22 protein-coding genes are annotated in these 24143 nt (G+C 49.3%); 14 read left to right on the top strand and 8 right to left on the bottom strand.

Annotation, left to right across the window (positions count from 1 at the left end):
- Nucleotides 1–129: 129 nt before the first annotated feature.
- Nucleotides 130–4371: a DEAD/DEAH box helicase gene (locus MEALZ_RS01800; protein WP_014146876.1), complete on the bottom strand. Its 4242-nt coding sequence runs from the start codon at nucleotides 4369–4371 to the stop codon at nucleotides 130–132.
- Between the two features lie 775 nt (nucleotides 4372–5146).
- Between MEALZ_RS01800 and MEALZ_RS01795 the strand changes: the two genes are divergently transcribed.
- Nucleotides 5147–5860 (top strand): hypothetical protein, encoded by a 714-nt coding sequence (locus tag MEALZ_RS01795; RefSeq protein WP_014146874.1) that lies wholly within the window; start codon nucleotides 5147–5149, stop codon nucleotides 5858–5860.
- 187 nt (nucleotides 5861–6047) lie between these two features.
- Here MEALZ_RS01795 and MEALZ_RS01790 read toward each other — a convergent pair whose 3' ends face one another.
- The 5 genes from MEALZ_RS01790 to MEALZ_RS01770 form a co-directional block, all read right to left on the bottom strand.
- Nucleotides 6048–6617 carry a DUF2452 domain-containing protein gene (locus MEALZ_RS01790; protein WP_014146873.1) on the bottom strand — a complete coding sequence of 190 codons (570 nt, stop codon included), beginning with the start codon at nucleotides 6615–6617 and terminating at the stop codon, nucleotides 6048–6050.
- Between the two features lie 15 nt (nucleotides 6618–6632).
- Nucleotides 6633–7970 (bottom strand): nicotinate phosphoribosyltransferase, encoded by a 1338-nt coding sequence (locus MEALZ_RS01785; RefSeq protein WP_014146872.1) that lies wholly within the window; start codon nucleotides 7968–7970, stop codon nucleotides 6633–6635.
- Nucleotides 7967–8566, bottom strand: a complete 600-nt coding sequence (locus MEALZ_RS01780) for an isochorismatase family protein (RefSeq protein ID WP_014146871.1) — start codon at nucleotides 8564–8566, stop codon at nucleotides 7967–7969. The genes MEALZ_RS01785 and MEALZ_RS01780 overlap by 4 nt, the downstream gene beginning before the upstream one ends.
- Before the next feature lie 3 nt (nucleotides 8567–8569).
- The gene (locus MEALZ_RS01775; RefSeq protein ID WP_014146870.1) at nucleotides 8570–9256 is read right to left on the bottom strand and encodes a protein-L-isoaspartate(D-aspartate) O-methyltransferase; all 687 of its coding nucleotides are present in this window, start codon (nucleotides 9254–9256) and stop codon (nucleotides 8570–8572) included.
- Between the two features lie 222 nt (nucleotides 9257–9478).
- Nucleotides 9479–10012, bottom strand: a complete 534-nt coding sequence (locus MEALZ_RS01770) for a copper resistance protein NlpE (protein ID WP_014146869.1) — start codon at nucleotides 10010–10012, stop codon at nucleotides 9479–9481.
- A gap of 1028 nt (nucleotides 10013–11040) precedes the next feature.
- Between MEALZ_RS01770 and MEALZ_RS01765 the strand changes: the two genes are divergently transcribed.
- The 13 genes from MEALZ_RS01765 (at nucleotide 11041) to MEALZ_RS01705 (ending at nucleotide 21898) form a co-directional block, all read left to right on the top strand.
- A complete protein-coding gene (locus tag MEALZ_RS01765; RefSeq protein WP_014146868.1) occupies nucleotides 11041–11649 on the top strand; it encodes a TetR/AcrR family transcriptional regulator in 609 nt (202 codons plus the stop codon).
- Entirely contained in the window at nucleotides 11646–12797 is a 1152-nt protein-coding gene (locus tag MEALZ_RS01760) for an efflux RND transporter periplasmic adaptor subunit (protein ID WP_014146867.1), read from the top strand. The genes MEALZ_RS01765 and MEALZ_RS01760 overlap by 4 nt, the downstream gene beginning before the upstream one ends.
- Nucleotides 12794–13996: an ABC transporter permease gene (locus MEALZ_RS01755; RefSeq protein WP_014146866.1), complete on the top strand. Its 1203-nt coding sequence runs from the start codon at nucleotides 12794–12796 to the stop codon at nucleotides 13994–13996. Before MEALZ_RS01760 ends, MEALZ_RS01755 begins: the two co-directional genes overlap by 4 nt.
- 1 nt (nucleotide 13997) lies before the next feature.
- Entirely contained in the window at nucleotides 13998–14708 is a 711-nt protein-coding gene (locus MEALZ_RS01750; protein WP_014146865.1) for an ABC transporter ATP-binding protein, read from the top strand.
- Nucleotides 14705–15199 (top strand): cytochrome c, encoded by a 495-nt coding sequence (locus MEALZ_RS01745; RefSeq protein WP_014146864.1) that lies wholly within the window; start codon nucleotides 14705–14707, stop codon nucleotides 15197–15199. The genes MEALZ_RS01750 and MEALZ_RS01745 overlap by 4 nt, the downstream gene beginning before the upstream one ends.
- Complete coding sequence (locus MEALZ_RS01740) at nucleotides 15186–16682, top strand: efflux transporter outer membrane subunit (protein WP_014146863.1); 1497 nt, start codon at nucleotides 15186–15188, stop codon at nucleotides 16680–16682. The genes MEALZ_RS01745 and MEALZ_RS01740 overlap by 14 nt, the downstream gene beginning before the upstream one ends.
- Nucleotides 16683–17145: 463 nt before the next feature.
- On the top strand, nucleotides 17146–17733 hold the full coding sequence (locus tag MEALZ_RS01735) for a TetR/AcrR family transcriptional regulator (RefSeq protein ID WP_046061312.1): 588 nt from the start codon (nucleotides 17146–17148) through the stop codon (nucleotides 17731–17733).
- Between the two features lie 108 nt (nucleotides 17734–17841).
- Nucleotides 17842–18237 (top strand): rhodanese-like domain-containing protein, encoded by a 396-nt coding sequence (locus tag MEALZ_RS01730; RefSeq protein ID WP_014146861.1) that lies wholly within the window; start codon nucleotides 17842–17844, stop codon nucleotides 18235–18237.
- A gap of 124 nt (nucleotides 18238–18361) precedes the next feature.
- A complete protein-coding gene (locus tag MEALZ_RS01725; RefSeq protein ID WP_014146860.1) occupies nucleotides 18362–18646 on the top strand; it encodes a DUF4242 domain-containing protein in 285 nt (94 codons plus the stop codon).
- 5 nt (nucleotides 18647–18651) lie between these two features.
- Complete coding sequence (locus tag MEALZ_RS01720; RefSeq protein ID WP_014146859.1) at nucleotides 18652–18831, top strand: (4Fe-4S)-binding protein; 180 nt, start codon at nucleotides 18652–18654, stop codon at nucleotides 18829–18831.
- A gap of 98 nt (nucleotides 18832–18929) precedes the next feature.
- Nucleotides 18930–20129, top strand: coding sequence for an NAD(P)/FAD-dependent oxidoreductase (locus MEALZ_RS01715; RefSeq protein WP_014146858.1), 1200 nt, complete (start codon nucleotides 18930–18932; stop codon nucleotides 20127–20129).
- A 17-nt stretch (nucleotides 20130–20146) separates the two neighbouring features.
- The gene (locus MEALZ_RS01710; RefSeq protein ID WP_014146857.1) at nucleotides 20147–20560 is read left to right on the top strand and encodes a DUF1641 domain-containing protein; all 414 of its coding nucleotides are present in this window, start codon (nucleotides 20147–20149) and stop codon (nucleotides 20558–20560) included.
- Between the two features lie 165 nt (nucleotides 20561–20725).
- Entirely contained in the window at nucleotides 20726–21898 is a 1173-nt protein-coding gene (locus MEALZ_RS01705) for a YncE family protein (protein ID WP_046060935.1), read from the top strand.
- A 382-nt stretch (nucleotides 21899–22280) separates the two neighbouring features.
- Here MEALZ_RS01705 and MEALZ_RS01700 read toward each other — a convergent pair whose 3' ends face one another.
- Both MEALZ_RS01700 and MEALZ_RS01695 read right to left on the bottom strand, forming a co-directional pair.
- Complete coding sequence (locus MEALZ_RS01700; protein WP_014146855.1) at nucleotides 22281–23336, bottom strand: type I restriction endonuclease; 1056 nt, start codon at nucleotides 23334–23336, stop codon at nucleotides 22281–22283.
- A gap of 18 nt (nucleotides 23337–23354) precedes the next feature.
- Nucleotides 23355–24092: a restriction endonuclease subunit S domain-containing protein gene (locus MEALZ_RS01695; protein ID WP_162472903.1), complete on the bottom strand. Its 738-nt coding sequence runs from the start codon at nucleotides 24090–24092 to the stop codon at nucleotides 23355–23357.
- Nucleotides 24093–24143: the final 51 nt, after the last annotated feature.

The following is a 24143-nucleotide window of genomic DNA, read 5'->3' as shown; positions in this document are numbered from 1 at the left end:
GCACCCCGAGGCCTCCTCCGGCACTGCCGAAATTTGAAGTGCGAAAGATATAGATAAATATCGACTGGGCACAGGCAAAAAAGGGCCTGAAGCCAAAGAGACACTTACTCTGAATTTTCGTTCTATCTTTTATTTTCGCAGTAAGGCTGTTTTATACTGCCATTCTTGCTCGGGTTCAACCGTCTCGACAAAAACCACGTCGTTTTTTTTTGACGACGCCAGCAATACGCCGTCTCGGTAAAGCAAACGATTGGCCGTCTGCGGACCGACCCGGTCGCCGCTTCCGATAATGCCGGTCAGATTGAGCGGATCGACGGTACTAATCGCTATCAATTCGCCGGTTTTCGCTTGTTTGCGGCTATCTCGGAGCATCGAAACCGCTTGCGGCAAAGCGAAGTGTTCGCCGGCCAGGCCTTGCACGAAACGGCCGCCGCGCACTTCGCCGCGCGCTTCTAGACGACGATAGACATAGAGCAAATCGCGCCACGAAGGAATGCCTTCTTCGTTATCGAGTAATTTGCGGAATACCACGCCGTAGCGGTTCAATAAAACGCGCGCAATATGTTCGACCGGCTCGTAAGCATCCGCGCCGGCTTGCACCGGCCGCAACAAAGACCACCTGCCGGCTGTCGCCGAGATATCGTGCGCGGGATAACGCCGGCTGCGGCGCTGCCGAATCGCGCTACTTTGAATCAACGTTCGAAGGCCTTGAAAGCTGTCGGCGGTAATCAATCCTGCGGCGACCAATTCGCCAAGCGCCTCAAATAGTTGCGCATTCAACAAACCGGTTTCATCGCTGATTTCCTGAAAAAAACTGGCGCCCCAGTTTTTCAAAACCGCGTAAACTTTTTGCGCGCCGCTCGATAGCTCAATCGCGTCATGATCCGGCAAGGGCGCATAGACGCGCCAAGAGGAAAGACGAGCTCTCGGGAGCAGCGCGATCGATGTACTTTTACCGGCCGGCCTCGGCGTTTTGGCGGCACTTTTAAATTTCAGTCGCAGCCATACGAAACGTCCGGTGCTGCAGCAAGTATCCAATTGCGATGCGAAATAGGGTTTCAAGCGTTTCGGCAGCACATCGCCTTCCCATGCTGCGGCGGGCAAATTGCAGCCTTCCAATTGCAGCAAGACCTTTTCCAAGGCCGCCTCGCCCTCTCGCGGTTCGTCCAGGCCGTGCCAGTGAAACAGAAAACGCATGAAGTCGGCTTGCGCGACCGGCTGTATCTCGTTGCGTAATTGTTTGAGCGTGTAGCGATGAATCCGAGCCAACAGTCCGCGCTCGCACCATTCGGTCTGCGCGGCATCGGGACTGAACCGGCCTTGTATCGCAAAACCTTGCTGTTCCAATACGGCAAGCGCCTGTTCGACCTGTGGCGCCGATAGCCCCAGCGAATCGGCCAAACTGTTCGCCGTAACCGGGCCCAAACCTTCCAATCGGCTACGCAGGATGTTTTGCAACGCGGCATCCTCCGTCAATTCGGGATCGGCGTCCACGGCTTCTATCGTCGGCTGCACCGCTATTCCCGGAAACAGCAACTGCAACTCATGCAAGCGTTCGGCGGCCGTTAGAATGCGGTTTCCGTTCGGCAGCACCAGTAATGCCGCTCGTCCGGTCTGCTGCAGTTGCTCGAACAAAGTGTATTGTTCGCGCGTGCATTCTTTTTCAGCGATAAAACTCAACACGACCATCGCATCGTGCAATTCGTCGGCGGTGTTTGCTTCGGGCCAGGCTTCAAGCCGGACGCGCTCGATCGCGGCCGGATCGAGCCTGCCGATTTCGGCGGCTTCTTCGGCGTTAGCAAAGCGGCGTTGTTGAATCGCCAAGGTCCTTCTTTCCTCGGCCGGCGCGTCGTCCAAAAAAGCGTAAGGCCGTGCATTCAGAATTTCCTGCGCCATCGGCGACGGCGCGCTCAAATCCCGCGCGACAACTTTGATCCGCCCGCTTTCTATACCATCCAACAGCGCTTCGAGCCCGTCGATGTCCATCAATTCGTGCAGACAATCCCACAAGGCTTGATTGACCAGAGGGTGATCGGGAATTTCGCGGTCGCCGGCGATGTTTTCGAAACAAGCCAATTGATCGGGAAAAATCACCGCGATCAAATCCTCGGCATTGTTGCGTTGAAATTGTGCGGGAACTCTTTTGCCGGCCCGGTTACGCGGCACCGCGAGAGCGGTATTGGTCACCCAGCGCCAACGGGTCGGAAACATCGGTGCGGCCAACAGGGCCTGAATCAATACGTTTTTTACGGTCGAAGCTTTCAAATAGCCGGCTGGTTCGTTCAACGGAAAGCTGTGCGTCGGCCCGAGCGATAAAACGATATTGTCTTCGCTGGCAGCGGCTTGTAATTCGAAATTGAATTTGCGGCAGAAGCGTTTGCGGAGAGCCAGTCCCCAAGCCCGATTGATCCTCGATCCGTAAGGCGAATGAATCACGAAATGCATGTCTTGCGTTTCGTCGAAGAAGCGTTCGAACACGATCGTTTCGAGTGTCGGTAACACCGTCAAGGCAGCCTTAGCTGCAGCTAAATATTGTGATAACTGCTCGGCGGCGACATGCGGCAAGGCTAAATCGATCAGATAACGATAGGCCGCGCCCTCGCCTTGTTCGAGAAGACTGTCGATCATTGCGGATAATCTTGAGACCGCTTCGGATAATTCGTTACTGCGGCCCGGCGCTTCGCCGAACCAAAACGGAATATTCGGAGGCTGGCCATGTGCGTCCTCAACATGGACCTTGCCTTGCTCGACCTTGAGCAATCGGTAGGAATTATTGCCGAGTTGAAAAATATCGCCTGGGAGGCTTTCGAATGCAAAGTCTTCGTTGAGTGTTCCGACGAAAAGGCCTTCCGGCTGCAATATAACGTCGTAATCGAACAGATCCGGTATCGCCCCGCCGTTCAGCAACGCGGTCAAACGCGCGCCTTTGCGGGGCCGTAGCATGCCGTGTACGGCATCCCTGTGCAGATAGGCGCCCCGCCGACCGCGCCGGGTATGAAATCCGTCGGCGAGCATTTTAACCACTGCGCTAAATTGCATCTCGGTCAATTCCCGGTACGGCCAGGCCTTGCAAAAAGCCTGATACAGTTCAGTTTCGCGCCATTCGCGGCAAGCGACTTCGGCGACGATTTGTTGGGCCAAAACATCCAAGGGATGCTTGGGGATCAGTATCGTATCGAGCAAATCCTGCCCGACCGCATAGAGTAACGCGCTGCATTCGAGCAAATCGTCCCGCGACAACGGAAACAATCGGCCTTTCGGCGTAGCCCCCAATCGGTGACCCGAACGGCCGACCCGCTGTAGAAACGCCGATATCGAATGCGGCGAGCCCAACTGACAAACCAGATCGACATCGCCGATATCGATACCGAGTTCAAGTGAGGCGGTCGCGACCAGTGCTTTCAACCGGCCTTGTTTCAAACGCTGTTCGGCATTCAGGCGATGTTCTTTCGCGAGACTGCCGTGATGCGAGGTGACGGCTTCTTCGCCGAGCCGCTCGGCTAGCGCGGCTGCCACGCGTTCCGCCTGGCGCCGCGTGTTGACGAAAATCAACGTGGTGCTATGTTCGGCGATCAATTGTTCGAGCCGGTCGTAGATTTCGGTCCACACTTCGCCGGCCATGACTGCTTCGAGCGGCGAGCCGGTCACTTCGATTTGGAGATCGCGGCGACGGACATGGCCGGTATCGATAATCGTACAAGCCTCGGCCCGGTTGCCGATTAAATAACGGGCGATGCCGTCGAGCGGTTTTTGCGTTGCCGATAAACCGATGCGGACCGGTTCTGTTTCGGTCAACTGCGTCAACCTTTCCAGTGACAGCATGAGATGTGCGCCGCGTTTGTTGCCAGCCAAGGCATGTATCTCGTCGACGATGACGCTACGCACCGATTTCAGCATCTCGCGGCCAGATTCCGAAGTCAGCAACAAATATAACGATTCCGGAGTCGTGACCAGGATATGAGGCGGGAAACGTTTCATCGCCGCGCGTTCGGCTTGCGAGGTATCGCCGGTGCGGACCTGGGCACGGATCACGATATCCGGCAAAGCCGCTTCGAGCAGTGCCATACCGATACCGGTCAACGGTTCTTCCAGATTTTTATGAATGTCGTTCGATAAGGCCTTGAGCGGCGATATATATAAAATTCGCGTTTCATCGGGCAACGGCGCTTCGATGCCCTGCTTAACCAATTGATCGATCACGGCCAAAAAAGCGGCCAAGGTTTTACCGGAGCCTGTCGGCGCGGCGATTAATGTAGACGCCCCGCTTTGAATCGCCGGCCAAGCACGAACTTGGGCTTCCGACGGCCGTCCGAAGCGCTCAATGAACCAGTCGGCCACGACCGGATGAAAGGCAGACAAAGAGTCGGTCACTGATATCGACTAGGGTTTAGCGAAAATAGACCCGCAAATGCACAGTAACTCATTTGAAATGACCGCATCGATAGATATAGATAGATACTTGATTTATAGACGTTTGGAAAGTTTTTACTTTAACCTTACACATGCCGAAGCACGGCAATTCAAATTGTATCCGATTAATTGCCACATATAACCTTTGCTAGTCAAATTTCGGCGTCGGGGTGCCCATCAAAGGACGCCGTGAATATGTCCATGTAGGCTCTATGACAGAATCCATGCTGCCAAAGCCTTTACCGAACACCCCGACGCCTCCATACGCTAATGCCGAAATTTGAAGTGCGATAGGTATATTTAGTGCCGAGACCCAAGCAAACAGCAGTCAGCCGAGTTGAAAAACTAGGGCATTTGCCGCATTTTGCGTGAAATGCCACACACCCCTCACCCAATCGTTTGCAGTCAACAAATGATCTAGAGCAACGCTGTTGCAATCCTTCGCTATGTGAACTTCCTTTATTTACAATGCCTGTAGACAAATTAACATCGTAAAATATCACACCTCAGCGAACGATAGTTTGACTAAACGCTAGACAAACTAATAAAAATCAGCAAAAGCCTTGCCAAAAACTGCGACATATTGTCGCGCGGCAATATGACACATTCAATTAGCACCTTAGTACTAATACAATGACCCCGGCTCTTGAAATACGCTTCTTAACGCCTCAGCTTATTCAAGATACTCCTCAATGATGCGATAGCGTTATCGCATTCTTTCCACTCGGGGATTACCATGAAACGAAATTACCAAATAGACGAACCGATACCATTAAAACACCGACAACTTGTCCAACAAACCGCATTTCATGAAGCCGGGCATGCCGCGGCAATTTATTTGTGTAACCGACAAAAAAATCTACCGCCTGTTTACTTCCAAATAACATTCGGCGGCCTGTGCGCCTCAACACCCGAAACCGACCGTCTAAAAAAGCTACCGCATTCTAATTGGGTTGCTACCGTCGAGGGTGGAAATCTGATTCACAGCCTGCCTCTCTCGGTAATCGAAAGCAGCGGCTATTTTTCCGATCACGAAAGTCACGCCTATCAGCTAGCTTATGAAGCCGACATCATCAATCTGTTGGCCGGCCCACTGGCTGAAGCGAAATATGTCGCGGAACGCGATAATGAAACCTTCAATCCTCGCCTAGTCAATGTCGAAGCTCTGAGATATTATGGCGGCACTTCCGATCTCGAAAAAGTTGACGAATATTTGGAAGCTTTAATAGCAACTCAAGATAAACGTAGCAAAAAATTAAACGAGCTTTTTTTGGCCGCATTCCGCTTTGTCGAGGACCCTAGCCATTGGTATGCCATCAATCGACTAGCCCATCATATTCTCGAAAACGACAATGAAATCATCGGCTGCGAAGAGATAATCGAAGTAATAGACAACGCTCTATTGCCGTCCTTAACCTATGACAGGTTAAGCGCTAATTTCCGTTGTTAATTGAACCGGCCTGGCCATTATCGCTTATGAAACTCGACTCCATTGTTTGCCGAGGCCGCGAAAAAACAAAGCCAACGCGGCCTTGGCTTTAATCTCTCCGCCTTGCAATATCCTACAAACAACGAAAACAATTAATAAACTGTTGAAATGGATTCATTATTAACCTGCCCAAAACGCCTTTTAGTACTTAAAGATTTGCTATCTCGCGCCGTTGTATTTGATTGTAACTTAAGCCGGTGATTCCACGTTTATACATCGATTGCCCGAGCGAACAGGCCAACCCCGAAGCCAATACCCGGGCATAAAACGGCAAGGTTTCGCTATAGGTGGGCAAGGCATCCTCAATGCAGTCAACTACTTGCAATTGCCGGTCGAAATCTTCGCGTTGCCTTGCTATTTCGACCATCAAAACCGAATTACCGAGACAACCCTCCGATAACTCCAGCGACCAAGTCAGGTCGTTTTGTAATTCGCATTGCCCGACATAGAGCCCTGATTGTGCCTCCGGCCATTGCTCCGGCGCGATCAATGATAAGCGGTAGCCGTCCGGCTTACGATAAAGCCAATAACATTGACCAAGCACCGGTTTGAATTTAATGGCGCTACTCAACACGAATAACGAGGTAAATAGCTCATCGGCAATCCGGTTTAAAGGCTTGGCCGGGACATTAAGACCTCTGGTAACGCTATATAAAGCGTCAAGCACAGGGAGCAATCCTTTGCCTTGCGGATTAGGCGATTGACCATGCGAGCTCATTGTTAAAAATAACCTTTATGAATAACCTTCGTCGACACGTTGCGCAAGATGCTTGAGAGCATCTGAAATAACGACCGGATAATTTTCTTCGCGCGTCAATAGCTTCAATTTACCGGGCAGCGTATGCAGTTGGTCTTGCGTTTCGAGGCGAATACGCTCAAGCGGCCGCTGCATTCCGGTAATCTGGCGACCGTTTTGCATTACTGGCTGCAATAACGGTTTACCGTCGCAAATTTCATCGTCTACAGCGATTGTATCGCCGATCATGATTCCGTCAAGATCGAAGCGGCGATACACTTGTTTTCTCCCCGGCCAAGTCGCCTTGCCTTCAGAGCGTTTGCGTCTCGGCACGCCGGCATATTCCTGCAATTTATACGCACAATCCATGTAAGGGGCATCCGCCGAGGTATCCAGATACGTGCCGATGCCGTATCCGTCGATCGGCGCTTGCCGCGAACGAAAAGCTTCGAGTTGGTATTCGTCGATGCCGCCGCTTGCAAAAATCGTGACTTTTCGCAAACCGCCTTCATCGAGTATTCTCCTGACGTTATGCGCATGCTCGGCAAGATCGCCGCTATCTAAGCGCACACCCTTGATCCTTATGCCGGCCGCTTGTAATTTGGGCGCGAGAGCAACGACTTTTTGCGCGCCGGCCTCGGTATCGTAGGTATCGATCAATAATACGACATTATCAGGATTGGCTTCGGCAAAGCGGAGAAAGGCTTCGCTTTCGTCGTCGTGTGCCTGCACGAACGAATGCGCCATCGTACCGTAAAGGGGTATGCCGAATTCGCGGCCGGCGCAAACCGTTGCCGTACCGCTAAATCCGGCCAAATAACTCGCTCTTGCCGCCAAAACGCCGGCCTCGGCGCCATGCGCGCGCCGAAAACCGAAATCGACCAATAGCTTGTCTCCCGCTATTAAAACCGAACGCGCGGCCTTCGATGCAATCAGTGTTTGAAAATGCAACAAGTTGATAACACGACTCTCAACCAATTGTGCTTCGGGAAACGGCGCAATAATTCTCAGAATCGGTTCATTCGGAAAAAACACGGTACCTTCCGGCATCGCGTCGACATCCCCGGTAAACGTCAAGCCGGCCAGATAATCCAGAAAATCCGATTTGAAATGTCCTGTTGTGCTGAGCCAATCGATTTCGGCTTCGCTAAAACGCAGATTTTCGAGAAAATCGAGGACTTGCTCCAGGCCTGCCGCAACCAAAAAGCTTCGATTCTTCGGCAGCTTGCGTACAAAAAACTCGAACACCGCGGTCTCTGTCATCGCGTGCCGATAATAGCCTTGCAGCATCGTCAATTGGTAAAGGTCTGTCAATAAAGCGTCGCTAGCAATCATGACAAGTCGTCCAATGTAATAAGACGGGCGCCTTCGTCCGCCATTATTCGTTCGGCTTCAAGCCCGTCCTGAGGATGGATATTTACTGCCGCCAGCGCATCGTGTAATAAAAACACCTGGTAATCGAGTCTAAGCGCATCGCGAACCGTCTGCAACACGCAATAATCGGTTGCGATACCGCACACAAACAACCGCTGTATCGAAGCGTTATTTAATCGACTTTCGAGTTTCGGATTTTCAAATGCCGAGTAGCCTTCCGCCTCAGCCGTATCTCCTGTGGAGACAAGGACGACAGTATCCGGGAGTAACAAGCTGGGGGCAAACTCTGCGCCTTTCGAACCGGCGACGCAATGGACCGGCCAAGGACCGCTTTGCGCGGCGAATGAACAATGATGGCTAGGATGCCAGTCGCGTGTCGCGAAAACCGGCAAGTGACTGCGTATGAATCGCTCGATATAGGCATTGACGACCGGAATGATTTTATCACCGCCAGCGACCGCCAACGCCCCGCCCGGCAAGAAATCTTTCTGAACATCGACCACAATCAACGCATCGCCTTGCTTGAGTCGTATTGGAGAAGAATCGGCTTGATGCATCGCTTACGGACTCCATTGATGATGGGCCGATTCCATATGTTTACCTGTAAAGGGCACAAAACTGACGCCCAATACCGTACGCGAATCGATTTGGCCTTGCGAGTCTTTTTCTATGACCAGCAATTCCTGATAGCTAAAGGGAAGACCGACTGGAATCACCAAGCGCGCGCCATTCCGTAATTGATCGATCAAAGGCTGAGGGACATGCGGCGCGGCTGCGGTAACAACGATGCCTTCATAGGGGCCGTGTTCGGGCCATCCCATATATCCGTCGCCGCTACGGACTTCGATATTATGATAACCGTATACCGCTAGTCTTTCCCTCGCTTTATCGGCCAAGGTTTCGACGATTTCAACCGTATATACCTGTTTGACCAGCCGAGATAAGATAGCCGCTTGGTAGCCGGAGCCGGTACCGATTTCCAATATCGTGTCGCTCGGCTTGGGAGCCAATAAATCGGTCATCAGCGCGACAATGTAAGGCTGCGATATCGTCTGTCCTAAACCGATCGATACCGGACCGTTGGCATAGGCGTAATGCCGAGACTCCTCGGGCACGAACAAATGCCTCGGGACTTCACGCATCGCATCGATAACCCGCTCTTCCAAGGCATTCTTACCGATATAATGCCGCGTCAAGCGTACTTCGGCTTCGATATCATCGAGCATCTGCTGAATGTTTTCTTTCAAAACGCGCTCTCCAATTATTTCGCCCCAATTTTGAGTAGTAAAAAAGTGTTTTGCACGTTCCTTATTCCTATAAAAATCATTTCACCATGAAGAATAAGAATTTAATTCAATAGCTTATTAGCCTATGCACACCCTTTTTGCTCCCCTAGAAGGTTATTCAAAATTTTAGAGCAAGCCGTTGAAAAACTTCATGAGCTTCATGGTTAAACTGCCGAATCTAAGTTAATGTATATGCACTTCTCGAGACTTTACCTTATCACTTCTTCGCAAAACATAACGATCCGACTTATTGTCCAACCTTGTGCCATCGTCATCTAATTGAACCAACGTTCCATCATTCTCTATAAAATACCGCCGTATGTTTCCCCCACCTTTACGTGGCGTTAATACAACGGTTTGACTATCCTTATTCCAGCTATATTTCCCTTTTTCATAATACTCCCTTGAGGACTCCCTTGCCGGTTGAGTTACCATCAAATAATTATTTTTTTGTTTTAAAGACAACGTGACCTTGATGCCATTGCAATCATTGCACGGGAGATAACCGTAAAATACTCCGCGAAAAATTTGACTTTCATCGACATGATTTTCATGGAGCGCATGATCGTTATCCTTTTGCAAATGTTTTACTCGGGCTTTTGCAAGATTTTCTCGAGCTTCAAAATCTGTCGCCGCAATTACCGGCATCGCGGTAATAAGGCATCCGATTAGCAACACTAAGCGTCGGGGTTTTAATTGTTTTTTTACTGTTCGCATGGCAAATTTCCGAAAAAAGAGTTGTGTCTAGGAAAAAAGATCAATTGGGACAACCGGTTTCAATTTTAAAACCGATACTTATGATTCTGCACCGGTAGCAGACACTGCCATTAAGTTAAGGACTTTTCCGTTCGCCCTGAGCCTGTCGAAGGGTGAATGGAAAAATCCTGGGTCGATAAGTTAAGCCGTCCATGGTTCGACAGGCTCACCACGAACGGCTTAACTTAATGGCAGTGACCGGTAGCAGATCGTAATTTCCGCCCAGATTACAGAGCGGCCGGTTTGAAGATCGATGTCGAGGTAGGTTGACCTTTTGAGTTTAGCAAGCGAATTGCCGGAATCAAGCCTTCCGGGTTATATCGAAACCACTAATTCCCGCAACTTTTCATTCTTGTGAACATTAATCGAAAAGGTTTTGTAATATTACTGACGTTAATGAATTGAAGGCCTATATGCACCAGCGCATCAAAACCAGTGACGCCGGCTCTCATGTGGAAACATCGATTGTTAATGAATAGAGGGCTCGGACCGACCCATTCTTGCCGGTCGCGTTTCTCCGTAGCTGCCAGTTAGCCAAATCCAGATTCTGCGAACTTGATGACCAGAAAGCAGTCATTGGTGATATTACTCAACGTCGAATTGCTGTCGTACGGCACTTCCATAAAGCCGCCATCTGAGCGACCGCCAAACTTCGAGACCTGCCGAACAACTAATAAGGAGCAGCCACAGAATTCGGAAAAAATAGTACGCTAAGCTTTTATGGTAGGAGAGTTTAAGCATTGTAGAAGCAATTAATTCACTAAGTGAATAAGACCATGTGTTAGCACCTAGTCCATCCAAACATATATTGATGTGTTATGCCGAAAAGGGGTAATCGGCATCGCTGAAGCGCACATAGTCTTTAGAAAAATGCGTACGCTTAGGTCAACAATTGAGCCATCGTAACCTCCCGCTGAATAATTTACCGCTTGCATAATTTGTTTATTACACTAAGATAGTAATTAGTTACTATCTTTTTGAGAGCAATCGTGAATAGCCATGTAAAACATCTTCCTGCGGATGAACGTCGGGCCGTAACAGTCGAGGCTGTGGTTGAGTTGGCGGGTTTGCAAAACCCCAGCGAAATCACAACTGCGGCTATCGCCAAACATATGAACCTGACCCAGGGTGCGTTGTTTCGTCATTTTCCGACCAAGGATGCCATTTGGCAGGCCGTCATGGAGTGGGTGGCGGAGCGCCTCATGGCCCGGATTGATGGTGCCGCGCAAGGTATTGAATCGCCTCTAGCCGCGATGCAGGCGATATTCATGAGCCACGTCGAGTTCGTGGCCGAGCATCCAGGAGTTCCCCGAATGATGTTTGGAGAATTGCAACGTACCAAGCAGACAGCGCCCAAGCGCATAGTGCAAACTCTGATCCTGCGTTATGGAGAACGACTGCACCGACTGATCGAGGCGGGCAAGGAGTGCGGCGAGCTGTCCATCGAACTCGATACCGAAGCCGCGGCTAACCTGTTTATCGGCACGATCCAAGGCCTGGTCATGCAATCGCTGCTGGCCGGCAATGTGGAGCGTATCCGCCACGATGCGCCACGCGTCTTTGCAATTTATCAGCGTGGCATCCGGAGTGCGCAATGAATCGCATGCCTCTACAAAAACGAACCTTGGCGCTTCTGGCAGTTATTGTGCCGTTGCTTGTGCTTTTCGTCTACGTCGCCTTGCGATCCGGTCCGCTGGCACCGGTAACCGTGACGGTCGCGGAGGTGGAGGCCAAGTCAATTGCCCCGGCGCTATTCGGTATCGGCACGGTGGAGGCGCGCTACACCTACAAAATTGGTCCCACGGTTGCCGGTCGCGTACAACGCCTGGAGGTGCATGTGGGGGATCGGGTGAAGGGCGGTCAAGTGTTAGGCGAGATGGACCCGGTCGACCTCGATGATCGCGTCCGCTCGCAGGAATCGACCTTCAAGCGTGCCGAAGCGGCATTGCGCGAAGCGAAGGCACGGCAAACGTATGCGAAGGCCCAGTTGCATCGATATGAACAATTGTTTGCGGTACGCTCGACCAGCGAAGAAATAGTCGCCACCAAGCGACAGGAATTGCAGATTGCGGATGCCGTACTTACAGTCGCCCGTGAAGACGTCGCCCGTGCCCGGTCTGACCGGGAAGCACTGATTACGCAGGGGGATAACCTGCGTTTGATCGCGCCGGCTGACGGCTTGGTCAGCTCCCGCGATGCCGATCCCGGCACAACTGTCGTTGCTGGTCAAGCTGTGGTGGAAGTGATCGATCCCGAAAGTTTATGGTTGAACGTACGCTTCGACCAGATCAGTGCAGCAGGGCTTGCCGCTGGACTGCCGGCCCGCATTGTGTTGCGTTCGCGCAGTGGCCATGTGTTGGCCGGCCGCTTACTGCGGGTGGAACCCAAAGCTGACGCCGTGACCGAGGAAATGCTTGCCAAGGTGAGTTTCGATCTGCCCCCCGATCCATTGCCGCCGCTGGGTGAACTGGCCGAAGTCACGGTCGACTTGCCGGCGCTACCTGCCGCCCCAGTGATTCCCAATGCCGCCATCCATCGCGAGAATGGCCAAGTGGGATTCTGGCAAGCTATGGACGGCGACCTGCACTTTACCCCTGTTAAATTAGGCGTTGCTGATCTCGATGGCCAAGTGCAAATACGCGATGGACTCAAGAACGGCGACCGGGTAGTGGTTTACAGCGAAAAGGCGCTGACCGCACGCAGCCGAATTCATGTGGTTGAACACATTCCCGGTGCTGTACGATGATCAGCTTGGCGGGCCGCGATATTCTCCATTCTTGGGGTAAGTTCGTGTTCACCGGCGTCGGTCTGGGATTGTTGATCGGCGTGACGCTGAGCATGGCCGGCATTTATCGGGGCATGGTCGACGACGCACAGGTGATGCTGGACAACACAGGCGCGGATCTGTGGGTAGTGCAGCAGGGCACACAGGGGCCTTATGCCGAGTCATCCAGTCTGTACGACGATCTTTATCGCAGTCTGCTGAATATGCCGGGCGTGGAATACGCAGCCAATGTCACCTATCTGATTATGCAGGTAGGTCACGGCGAGCAGGATGTTAGCTCCATGGTGGTTGGCGTCACGGCCGGCAAGCCGGGCACTCCGGGACAGCCCCGTTATCTCGTCGCCGGGCGACATATCACGCGTAGTCACTATGAAGCCATTGCCGATATTTCCAGCGGATTTCAGCTCGGCGAGCGCATCCGAATCCGCCGCAATTTTTACACTGTCGTCGGATTGTCTAAGCGCACGGTATCTTATAACGGTGACCCGATGGTTTTCATTCCGCTCAAAGACGCACAAGAAGCGCAATTTCTGAAAGACAACGATGCTCTGGTTCAGCAGCGCCGCCGCAATGCCGAGAACCCGGCCTTCAATCGCCCAGGCATTCCCGATCTGCTCGCTGTGGTGAACGCATCGCAAAGTTCCAACACCTACGTTAACGCGATACTTGTAAAGCTCAAACCCGGCACGCTACCTGAGGATGCAGCCGAGCCGATACGTCGCTGGATGCGCCTGCAAGTTTATACCCGTACCCAGATGGAATCGATTTTGATGGACAAGGTAATCGATAAATCAGCCAGGCAAATCGCCTTGTTTTTGGTGATTCTGAGCATCGTCAGCGCGGCCATTGTCGCCTTCATAATCTATACCTTGACCTTGGGAAAAATCCGGGAAATCGCGGTACTTAAACTGATCGGCACGAAGAACCGCACCATTGCCGGCATGATCATGCAGCAGTCGCTTGCGCTTGGCACTATAGGTTTTGTGGTGGGAAAAATCACCGCTACCTTCTGGGTGCCGATCTTTCCTAAGTACGTATTATTAATGCCGCTAGACTCCGTCGCAGGTTTTTTCGCTGTGCTGGCAATCTGCGCACTGGCTAGCCTTGTCGCTATCCGTATGGCGCTCAAGGTCGATCCGGCCGAAGCCATAGGAGGCTAAGGTGAGCGGCAAAGGCATTCACATTGAAGGCTTAAAGAAACGCTACGGCGAGGGCGATACCGCTGTCCATGCCTTGAGGGGCGTGGACATGCAGGTTGCTCCGGGTGAGGTGGTAGGGCTTATCGGGCCGTCCGGTTCCGGCAAGAGCACCCTGCTAAAGTGTCTGGGGGCGGTGATCGATCCGACTGCCGGCCGCATGGTTCTCGGTGATGAGGTGATCTTTGACAACGACTGGAAAGTACGTGACTTGCAAGCCTTACGGCGCGACAAGATCGGCTTTGTATTCCAGGCGCCCTACCTGATTCCGTTTCTCGATGTGACCGACAACGTTGCACTGCTGCCGATGTTGGCAGGCATTCCCAATAGTAAAGCGCGTGCGAAAGCGCTGCAGCTTCTCACCGCGCTGGATATACAACACCGCGCCCGTGCCATGCCGTCGCAGCTTTCCGGCGGCGAACAGCAGCGCGTGGCCATCGCCCGCGGGCTGGTCAATCGCCCGCCTGTGATTCTTGCAGACGAACCCACCGCGCCGCTCGACAGTGAACGGGCCATGGCCGTTATCCGTATACTCAACGACATGGCACGCCAGTTCGAGACCGCCATCATCGTTGTGACCCACGACGAAAAAATTATTCCCACCTTCAAACGCATCTACCATATCCGCGACGGCGTGACCCATGAGGAAGTCGGCGAAGGACGAGGATTCGAGTGAGTAAACAATTTAATTCAAGGCGCTTTATGACATACCAAAACTTCGTTAGAAACCTCTTTAAAGCGATTGCAGCCAGCGTATTTATAGTCGGCATCTATTCGCATGCTTGGGCCGATGGAGATACCGAAGTTAAGCCGTTAGAACTACACAGGATCATGCAAGAACTCGGTAAGAACATGCAGACCATCACTGACGCCATTTCTCGTGAAGATTGGGCTTTGGTCGCCAAAGTTGCACCACAGATCGCCGAGCATCCAGAGCCGCCAGTTATCGAGAAGATGCGTATCCTGACGTTTATTGGCGCCGATATGGGCACGTTCGAAAGTCAGGATGAATTAACGCATCGAGCTGCGCGGGCGCTGAAACAAGTTGCCGCTCGGAACGACGGACAAGGCGTAATCACAGCCTTTGCGAATCTACAAAGCAGTTGCCTGGCTTGCCATCAGAGTTTCCGTCAATCGTTCGTGGAACATTTTTATGGGCAACGTTGAAAGAATACACCGTCACGGTATTGATCGATCGAAGACCGATCACATGACGGTTCGGACATATACAGCCATCATTTTTGCCGGATTAATGACGGGTTGTACCGTAGGGCCCGATTTCAAACCACCGGCCGCCCCCGATACGCCAGCCTACACCGCAACCCCTTTATCGACTCAAACGGCATCCGCAGCCACGGCTTTGGGGGAGGCACAGCACTTTAGGGTCGGCGCAGACGTGAGCGCACAGTGGTGGCGTGATCTGGGATCTTCCAAACTCGACGCGCTGATAGAGCAGGCTTTTCAGGCCAGTCCAACGCTGGCTTCTGCAAGAGCCACATTACGTCAGGCGCAGGAAATCCATGCAGCGCAGGAGGGAGCGATGATGTATCCTCAAGTCGATGCCGGTTTCAGCGCGCAACGACAACGCTTTAATCCCATCGTATTGGGGCAAGATGGCCAGGCGAGGGAATTCAGTTTGTTTAACGCCGGTGTTAACGTCAATTACCAACTCGATCTTGCCGGCGGTAACCGCCGCGCCTTGGAGGCTTTAGCCGCGCAAACCGAGTATCGTCGTCACGAATTGGACGGTGCGCAGCTGACTTTGGCGGGCAATATCGTTACCGCTGCGATCGCCCAAGCCAGGCTTGCGGCACAAATACAATCTACGGAGGCTATTCTTCGCACTCAAGATGAACAATTGCACCTTACCCAAGAACGCGTGCGTCTTGGCCAGGGCGCACCGGATGAAGTGTTGGCGCTGCAAACCCAAGTAGAACAGACTCGCGCCGGACTTCCTGTGTTGCGCAAACAGAGTCAGCAGAATGAACATTTGTTGGCCGCACTCAGCGGCCGTGCCCCGGGAGATGGGCGATTACCTTCTTTCAAGCTGGAAGAATTCACATTGCCGTCCGATTTACCCTTAATCGTACCTTCCGAGTTGGTGCGCCGCCGCCCCGACATCCTGGGCGCAGAAGCGCTGTTGCACGCTGCCAACGCGGAATACGGCAGCGCAATCGCCAAGTTGTATCCTCAACTGAATCTCAGCGCCGATCTCGCTACGCAGACCTTGGTTGCAGGCGCATTGTTCGGCCCCGGTTCGGCAATATGGAACGTCCTTGGACAACTGACCCAGCCGCTCTTTAATCCCGCACTGCCCGCCGAAAAGCGCGCGGCATTGGCCGCGTTCGATGCCGCAGCGGCCAATTACCAAAGCGTCGTGCTCGAATCCCTGCGCAATGTGGCCGATGTCCTGCGGGCACTGGAGAACGATGCCCAGGCATTGGCGGCACTGGCCGCCGCCGATGCTGCGGCACAGGGTTCTTTGCAATCCGTGCAGAGACAATATGCACTGGGCGCAGCAAGCTACGTTCAGCAACTGATCGCACAACAAGCGGCGCAACAGACCAAAATCGACTTGATCGCGGCTCAGGCGCAGCGCCTCGTCGATAGCGCGGCTCTGTACCAAGCAATGGGCGGAAGTTCCAGTTAAGACTATACCCTATCGTGATGTCAGGCTGTGCGCTTCTTTAGCGTCAGGGTAAAATAACTCTGAGCGTCTGTTTGGTAAAACATACCTGTCGTTAAAACGCAGACATATTGATTGTCAGGTTCGGGGCGCCAGGCGACCGTCTGCTCTTCAGATTCATCGCCGGAGAGCGGTCAATGAAATTCTGATTCCTGAAATCGGCCATTCGTCACTGGTTGCAACCGACCCAAAGTTGCCATTCGAAGCTTCGCGTTCAATGCGGGAAGGGTTTAAATTAGCTGTCATTCAACTCCAAGTTGAGCGGAAGGAGCGCAGTTTACGCAACAATGGCTAAGCCATGAGCAATAAGGTAAAACACAGCATTATTTATATACCATTAATCAGTACTGAACTTCCTCTGCGACTACCCCTTGTCGGAAACAAATTATTGACAAAATATACGACCAGTCGTATATTGGCATCCACTATGAACAGCAAACTCTCCAAACGCACAAAATTATTAGATCAGGGTGTTTATCTGCTGATGAACCAGGGCTATCATGCAACCGGTATTAACGAAATCGTAAATGCCGTACAGGTGCCCAAGGGTTCATTTTATAGCTACTTTGATAGCAAAGAAGAATTTGCTGCTCAAGCCATTACCCATTATATGGAGCCATTTATACAGCTATTAACGAAGCACCTACAACACTCACAGGTTGACCCGCTCTCTGCTTTAAAAAACTACTATGCAGAGCTTATTGTTGCAGTGGAAAAGAATGGATACAAAGGCGGATGTTTATTGGGTAACCTGATGGGTGAAATTGGCGATACCAGTGAACGGTGCAATCAGGCACTAAAATCTGCCATTGAACGCTACAAAGCGCTGCAATATAAAGCATTACTGCAAGCACAAAAAGAAGGCACGGTACGTACTGATCGAAGCGCCGAAATTATGGCTAACTTGTTGGTAAATAATTGGCAAGGTGCGTTGTTACGGATGAAAATCGAACAATCCGTGCAACCTTTGCAAGAGTTTTGCGATACCTTACTGAATGATTATTTTGTTGCCTAGTCCAATTTAGATTAGGAACAAGGCAAGTCGACACAACCGCCGGTTGTTTGGTCTTTTTTTGCCCAACAACAAGACGACCGGTCAATTATACAACCATGGGAATTTGATATGAGCGAAGAAAAAACCTTAATGGATTTTGTTAAACAAGCAAAATCACAAATACACGAAATAGAGGTATTAAATGTTAAATCTCTATTGGATGAAGGCTATCAGATACTGGATGTTCGCGAACCTGCCGAATTTATGTCAGGTACTATTGAGGGCGCGTTAAATATTCCACGCGGGATACTGGAAGCGGCGGCAGACCGCCAATACGCAGGTCGTCGTGAAGAATTAATGGATCGCGATAAAAAATGGCTACTACTTTGTGCCAGTTCGGGGCGCTCTGCCATGGCGGCGGCTGTGATGCAACAAATGGGCTTTAAACATATTAGAAATATTAATGGCGGCATTGCAGCCTGGAAGGCGGCCGAATTAGCCGTGAACATTCCACCACAAACTTAAGAATGAATCATTTGAAAGGACTGTTTAACTAACAAACTTTTAAACGATATCGCCATTATGGCTTATATCGTTTTTTAAACAACCAACATCAGACGACTGGTCATATAACAGTATAGGAGACAATATGCCTAAATATATTATTGAACGAGAAATCCCTAATGCAGGCCAATTAACCGCGGTAGAGCTGCAACAAATTTCACAAAAGTCCTGTTGTATCCTGAACGACATGGGGCCGCAAATTCAGTGGGTGGAAAGTTATGTGACAGATAACAAAATCTATTGCATTTACATCGCCCCCGATAAACAAAGCATTAAAACACATGCGGAACGTGGCGAGTTTCCGGCAAATTCCATTGCCGAAGTAAAAACCATGATAAATCCAACAACAGCTGAAAATAGTAGAGGCTAAGCATCATGAAAATACAATGGGATAAACAAACATGCTCTCATTCCGGCAACTGTGTCAAATCACTGCCCGAAGTATTCAAAGTAGTCGACGGACAATTTGTGATCGAACCGGACAAAGCGACTGATGCTGAAGTCGTTAAAGTTATCAATCAATGCCCTTCCGGCGCGCTCAAACGCGTCGACTGACTAAAAAAACGGGGTTTCTTGTACATGGCGCAAAATATTCATTATTGATGCGCCTAACACGTTGCCCCTTAACTGAATAATCAAGTAAAGGAGTCATTATGACTAGCTCGACAAAACGCATTATCGTCGTAGGCGGCGGAATTGGCGGTACGATGACCGCCAATAATTTAGTCGCTAAATTTTATCCGGAGATTCTAAAAGGTGAAATTGAGATTATGATGCTCTCAAATTCCCCTAACCATATTTATAAACCCGCCAATATGTATGTGGCCTTTAATGCCTATCATCCCCATGAATTGGTGCGTAAACAACGTTCATTATTACGCCCGGAAATTATTTTTTATGTCGATGGCGTTGAAAGTTTCGAATTTGAGCAAAATCGTGTCCTCTGCGAAAGCGGCAAGCGCTACGATTATGAGTATCTGGTTATTTCTACCGGCTGTATTCCGGCACCGGAACGTATTGAAGGATTGAAAGAGGCAGGCGATCATTTTTATCAGACTAAAGCGGCACAACAACTCGCTCATAAATTACGCACCATCGAAGAGGGCCGTATATTTATCACTGTCAATTTTCCCAAGACCCCGAACGTACCTCATCAATGCGGCATTGCCCCTATCGAAACCACGTTAATGCTTGATGAATATTTACGTAAACGCGGCGTGCGTGACCGTGTAGAAATTATTTACAGCTACCCCACCGTCTCTCAATTATTGCGTAATTGTTTATTTTTGCAGAAACCAACCTGCGATGTGTTGCCTACCATTTTCGATAGTAAAAACATTAAATATCAACGCGGTTTTACTTTAGATAAAGTCGATCCCGAAGCAAAAATAGCTTATTCGGAAGAAGGTAAATCTCAAGAATTCGATATTTTAATGGCCACTCCACCTATTCGTGCGGTAGATGCCGTCATTAATTCAGGAAAGTCACAAGCCCAAAATAATGAAGGCTGGTTACCTACCGACTTTGAGACCTTGAAAATGTACGGCACCGATAATGTTTATGTGATGGGAGATACCGTTGATTTGCCAGTTAGCAAAGCCGGTGGCACTTGCCATAACCAATCACCTGTTGTCGTGGAAAATATCGCTTCGGAAATTCGTCGCGGTTATACCTCTGCTATCTATGATGGGAAAGTACAGGCAATCGCTCAAATGGGATTGGAAGCCGGCATGCCACTCTGGTACGACTATAAACATGATGTACAGGTCGCCCCACCTACCAAGCTCGGGGGCTTAATGCGTAAAACGTTTAATCGCGGCATTTATTGGGCTGTTGCGCGTGGAATGGTTTGATTACAGAGGAATTACTTATGTCTGAAGAAATACAGTTAAATACAAACGTAGAAAAACTTATATCGGATACGGTTCTTAATGACCCGGCAACCATTGATGGTATTAAGAATTTAATCGATAAAGCAACTCCCTTAGTACAAGCCGGACGCTTCAATAACATCATCGATTTATTGTCAATCATATCGGACAATATCGAATTTCTTGATGAAGCGGCGCTGGAAAAAACCACTAAAGTAGGCGAAGAAATTTTAGCCTTGGGTTGGACAGCCGGTAATGCCGTGCGTATGGCGCATGCTCAAACAGAAGCATTAGAAAAGCCACCCGGTTTGTTTCAATTAATCGGCTCGCTGAACGACCCGGATGTTCGTCGTTCATTACATTTTTTTATCGGCACCATGCGTATTATTGGCAGGCAGATGAAAAATGATTAATCAGTCAATTTTAGGTGGCCTGCTTACTTAAATAGGTGACAACTATTATCAACGTTATGCAGACTAAGTTTCCCCTCACGCCTCACAATGTTACGCTGTTAGGTAGATATTTAGCCCATTGATAATAAATTATTAACTCAACATCCACTCTATTTTAAAAATATTATGAAAATAACGTACCTATTAAAAAAGTCACTTATTATTTTAACCTTCCTTTATCCAATGCTGGCACAAGCTGAAATTCTAGCGTTAGTTAATTATCAAAGTAAACCAGATCAAACGCTAAAGCGGGAAGGATTAGCGATTATTGATCTTGATTTCAACTCTGAGAACTTTGGAAAGATTGTAAAGGATATTCCATTACCCACAGATTTAGTGGCGCATCATATTTTTTATAATAAAGATGTCACTAAGGCCTATGTCGCATCCTTAGGCAGTAACCCCTTGCAAGTAATCGATATGACAAAACAACCTTATGAGCTTAAGACCATTTCTGTTCCTGAGTGTCAGGTTGCGGAAGACTTGGTCTTTTCAGGCGATAAAAAAAGATGGTATGTCACCTGTATGGGTTCTAGCAATGTCATTATGGGCGATGCACAAACAGATAAGCAGATTAAAGTCATTGCCGCAGCCAAAACGGCGACAAGCAAAAAATTTATTAGCCATCCGCACGGTATTGGAATAAACGATGAAATTAATCGAATTGTAATTGCTAACACGGTGCACCCGACTGATTTCAGCGATGCAGATGAAACAGTAACGATCATCACAGCCCGCAGTGGCAAAATACTCTCTACACATAAAATGTCGGAAAAAGCATCACCTTCAGGTTCAGCCCCTGTTGAGGCGGTATTTTTACCTAAATCAAATCCAGTGCGGCTTTATATCAATACCATGTTTGGCAATACCTTGTGGACAGGCGTTTGGAATAGCATGAGTCAAAACTTTAGCTTTTCACAAGTTTTTGATTTTAACTCTTTAAAACAAGGAGTCCCTTTAGAAATTTACTTTAACCATAAGCTTGACAAAATGTATATTACGACAGCAAGCCCAGGTTATTTAAATATTTTCAATATTAAAAATCCAGCCAAACCGGTACTTGAAAAATCGGTTGCAACTGCGGAGGGCTCGCATCATGTTGTCTTTTCTCCTGATGAACGATATGCCTTTGTGCAAAATAACCTTTTAAATTTACCAAATATGAGCGATGGTTCTATTACGGTAGTTGATTTGCAAAAATCGACCGTAAAAATGACGATTGATACATTTAAAAATCAAGGCCTAAATCCAAACAGTATTGTCATGATGCCGAAATGGTATCATGACAACGCCCACTAGAAACGGTCGAAAAAGCTCAAGGGCGCGACCAACTTGATTCATGGTTTTACAAAACTGAAAGTAAATATCCCCCGGGCCAGGGCAAACGCATTAGAATAATCAATATGTTATCCTATTTCTTAGAACGCTTAGTCAATTTGGTTTAACTTATGACACCCCTCCCTGGACCCCGTTAGGCCACGCAGGATACAGCGGCCTCCGGGTGCCTTTTCTTACAGATGTCATGAAGCTTGGGCATACTTTGCCTAATGAATTCTAGGCTATCCATTGAAATAATGCCTGCGGAATACATTGATTGGCGGATTTCTAAAAAAAACTGGGTGATATTTTTTGCCAGTTACTTTACAACAACTTACCAAATTGGGAACAAGATAGGCACCGCTTAAATATAGTAAGGCGATGGTAACTGTGTATACGCCCTAAACACATGCATAAATACCTTTTCAGTAATTACCCCAATTTCATCATCGGCATACTGCTCTACAGGTAAGCCGGTCTTTTCATCATAAAGGAAGTCGAAAATCTGTTGCTTCACCGCATCCCGGGTCGATTCTTTTTGCTGCCAATTGGCAACCCGCAGACGCTCAGTTTTAAGGGTTGACAACAGCGCTGCTGCGACCTTTTTAATTTTAGCAATCTCTATGGGTTGGAGGTTTGGCTTACTGAGCAAATCAAAAAGCACCAAAGATTCTTCATTCAGCCCTTCGCGCACAGCCCGCTTTTCTTCATGAGATAACTCATCATTTAGTTTCAACAGGGCTTCAAAAGTTTTTTCTATAACGACACGATCCTTCTCTTGATTGTATTCCTTAACCAACCGCTCGTAATGCTCCTGATAGTCCGTGCGCAACGGATTCTGCATCATCAATTTCGCAAGCTTTTGCTCGACTACATGTTTATCGGCGAGGTTTTGTTCATAGGCAGCTCGAATGTCTTTATGAACGTTTTTTACCTCCATAAACAGCAACGGAATGCCATTAACGAAACCGACCAAATCCGCCCTGCGGCGGTAAATATCGCCCTTAATCCAAAACTCACGCACTAACAAAAAGTGATTGTTTTCGTAAGTTTCAAAGTCGAAAAGACGCAGGCGCTTTTTTACCCGATCACCTTTGTCATTCAGGAAGCTAACCTCTACACCATTTTTATGCAGGGCATAGTTTTCTTTATTGATCGCAACGATGTTGGTCGAGGTGGGCAAGGCCGTCACGATGCGCAGCGCCTCTTGGTAAACGGCCTCAGGCAAGCCAGGATTCAGTTCAATCAGTTTCTCGCCAAGGTAGCGAGTCAGAATAACCTCCTGCTCGGATAAACGCCCCAAGTCGCCTTCACGACCCAGACGTTCGTGCAACCCCATAACAGAATCGTCCCACTTTAATTCGTTCAGCAGGTACTCGGCGGTTACTTCTTGAACCTGCGTTTGTTCTGTCATGGCCATAATAATATTTCCTTTGATTTATACGGTGAGCTCGCCACTCATGAGTTTAGGTAATAACAGGTCGCGGGCTTGGGCAAGGCTTCTATTTTGATTTCTCAGGAGCTTAATCTGGCTCATGCTGTCGCTTACAATCGCACTAAACTCAGTCATCAATTTAATATCCGGCAGTAAAACCTCTTTCGCTTTTAAAAACTTAAAATGCCTAGCATAAAAGGCATTCGCGACATTTATTGAAGACATCATGAAATAGAAAAAATCCCTCGGGATTCGGTCGTCACTAGGAACTAATAACTGAGTACCATCTGCGCCCTGAGCAAACGGAAAATCAATGTACTTAACTATTCGGGTGTGATCTCCAAAAACAACAACAGGTAAGTTTTCCGTAATTGCCACTTCTTCATCATCGATATATCCCCCAATAAAGTTTTGTGACTGGTCGACACAGGGCACTGCATCTTCGGATAGATATTCTTCTTTCTTTACTTTTTTCTTTTTCAAAACCTTTCCTAATAACTCTCTAACCGACTTTATCTCCCACCCGTCCGGCACACCATCGACAATTTTCACTTGCTCATGGCCGGGGAAGCGCAGATGAACAAACCATTCCTGATATAGCAGGCGAGCGGATTCTTCCAGCAACTGAATACGGCGGCGGTTGTTTTCGATTAGGTTGTCGTAAAGCACCAAGAATGAAGAAATTCTCTTCTGTAGTTCAATATTGGGTATATATACCCATCGCAGATCAAAATTCGGCACCGGGTGCCCGTCAAAGGACGCCGTAAAGACGTTTATGTAGGCTCTATGCCG

It is taken from the genome of Methylotuvimicrobium alcaliphilum 20Z (assembly GCF_000968535.2).
Taxonomy (GTDB): domain Bacteria; phylum Pseudomonadota; class Gammaproteobacteria; order Methylococcales; family Methylomonadaceae; genus Methylotuvimicrobium; species Methylotuvimicrobium alcaliphilum.
The sequence above is the reverse complement of the archived record's forward strand: the minus strand, read 5'-3'. Positions and strand labels throughout refer to the sequence as shown.

Coding starts and splice junctions, on each gene's coding strand:
- MEALZ_RS01770 (WP_014146869.1), bottom strand. CDS start 10,012: ATGCGAACAGTAAAAAAACAATTAAAACCCCGACGCTTAGTGTTGCTA.
- MEALZ_RS01705 (WP_046060935.1), top strand. CDS start 20,726: ATGAAAATAACGTACCTATTAAAAAAGTCACTTATTATTTTAACCTTC.
- MEALZ_RS01790 (WP_014146873.1), bottom strand. CDS start 6,617: ATGAGCTCGCATGGTCAATCGCCTAATCCGCAAGGCAAAGGATTGCTC.
- MEALZ_RS01755 (WP_014146866.1), top strand. CDS start 12,794: ATGATCAGCTTGGCGGGCCGCGATATTCTCCATTCTTGGGGTAAGTTC.
- MEALZ_RS01735 (WP_046061312.1), top strand. CDS start 17,146: ATGAACAGCAAACTCTCCAAACGCACAAAATTATTAGATCAGGGTGTT.
- MEALZ_RS01760 (WP_014146867.1), top strand. CDS start 11,646: ATGAATCGCATGCCTCTACAAAAACGAACCTTGGCGCTTCTGGCAGTT.
- MEALZ_RS01785 (WP_014146872.1), bottom strand. CDS start 7,970: ATGATTGCTAGCGACGCTTTATTGACAGACCTTTACCAATTGACGATG.
- MEALZ_RS01780 (WP_014146871.1), bottom strand. CDS start 8,566: ATGCATCAAGCCGATTCTTCTCCAATACGACTCAAGCAAGGCGATGCG.
- MEALZ_RS01725 (WP_014146860.1), top strand. CDS start 18,362: ATGCCTAAATATATTATTGAACGAGAAATCCCTAATGCAGGCCAATTA.
- MEALZ_RS01720 (WP_014146859.1), top strand. CDS start 18,652: ATGAAAATACAATGGGATAAACAAACATGCTCTCATTCCGGCAACTGT.
- MEALZ_RS01715 (WP_014146858.1), top strand. CDS start 18,930: ATGACTAGCTCGACAAAACGCATTATCGTCGTAGGCGGCGGAATTGGC.
- MEALZ_RS01740 (WP_014146863.1), top strand. CDS start 15,186: ATGGGCAACGTTGAAAGAATACACCGTCACGGTATTGATCGATCGAAG.
- MEALZ_RS01710 (WP_014146857.1), top strand. CDS start 20,147: ATGTCTGAAGAAATACAGTTAAATACAAACGTAGAAAAACTTATATCG.
- MEALZ_RS01730 (WP_014146861.1), top strand. CDS start 17,842: ATGAGCGAAGAAAAAACCTTAATGGATTTTGTTAAACAAGCAAAATCA.
- MEALZ_RS01700 (WP_014146855.1), bottom strand. CDS start 23,336: ATGGCCATGACAGAACAAACGCAGGTTCAAGAAGTAACCGCCGAGTAC.
- MEALZ_RS01795 (WP_014146874.1), top strand. CDS start 5,147: ATGAAACGAAATTACCAAATAGACGAACCGATACCATTAAAACACCGA.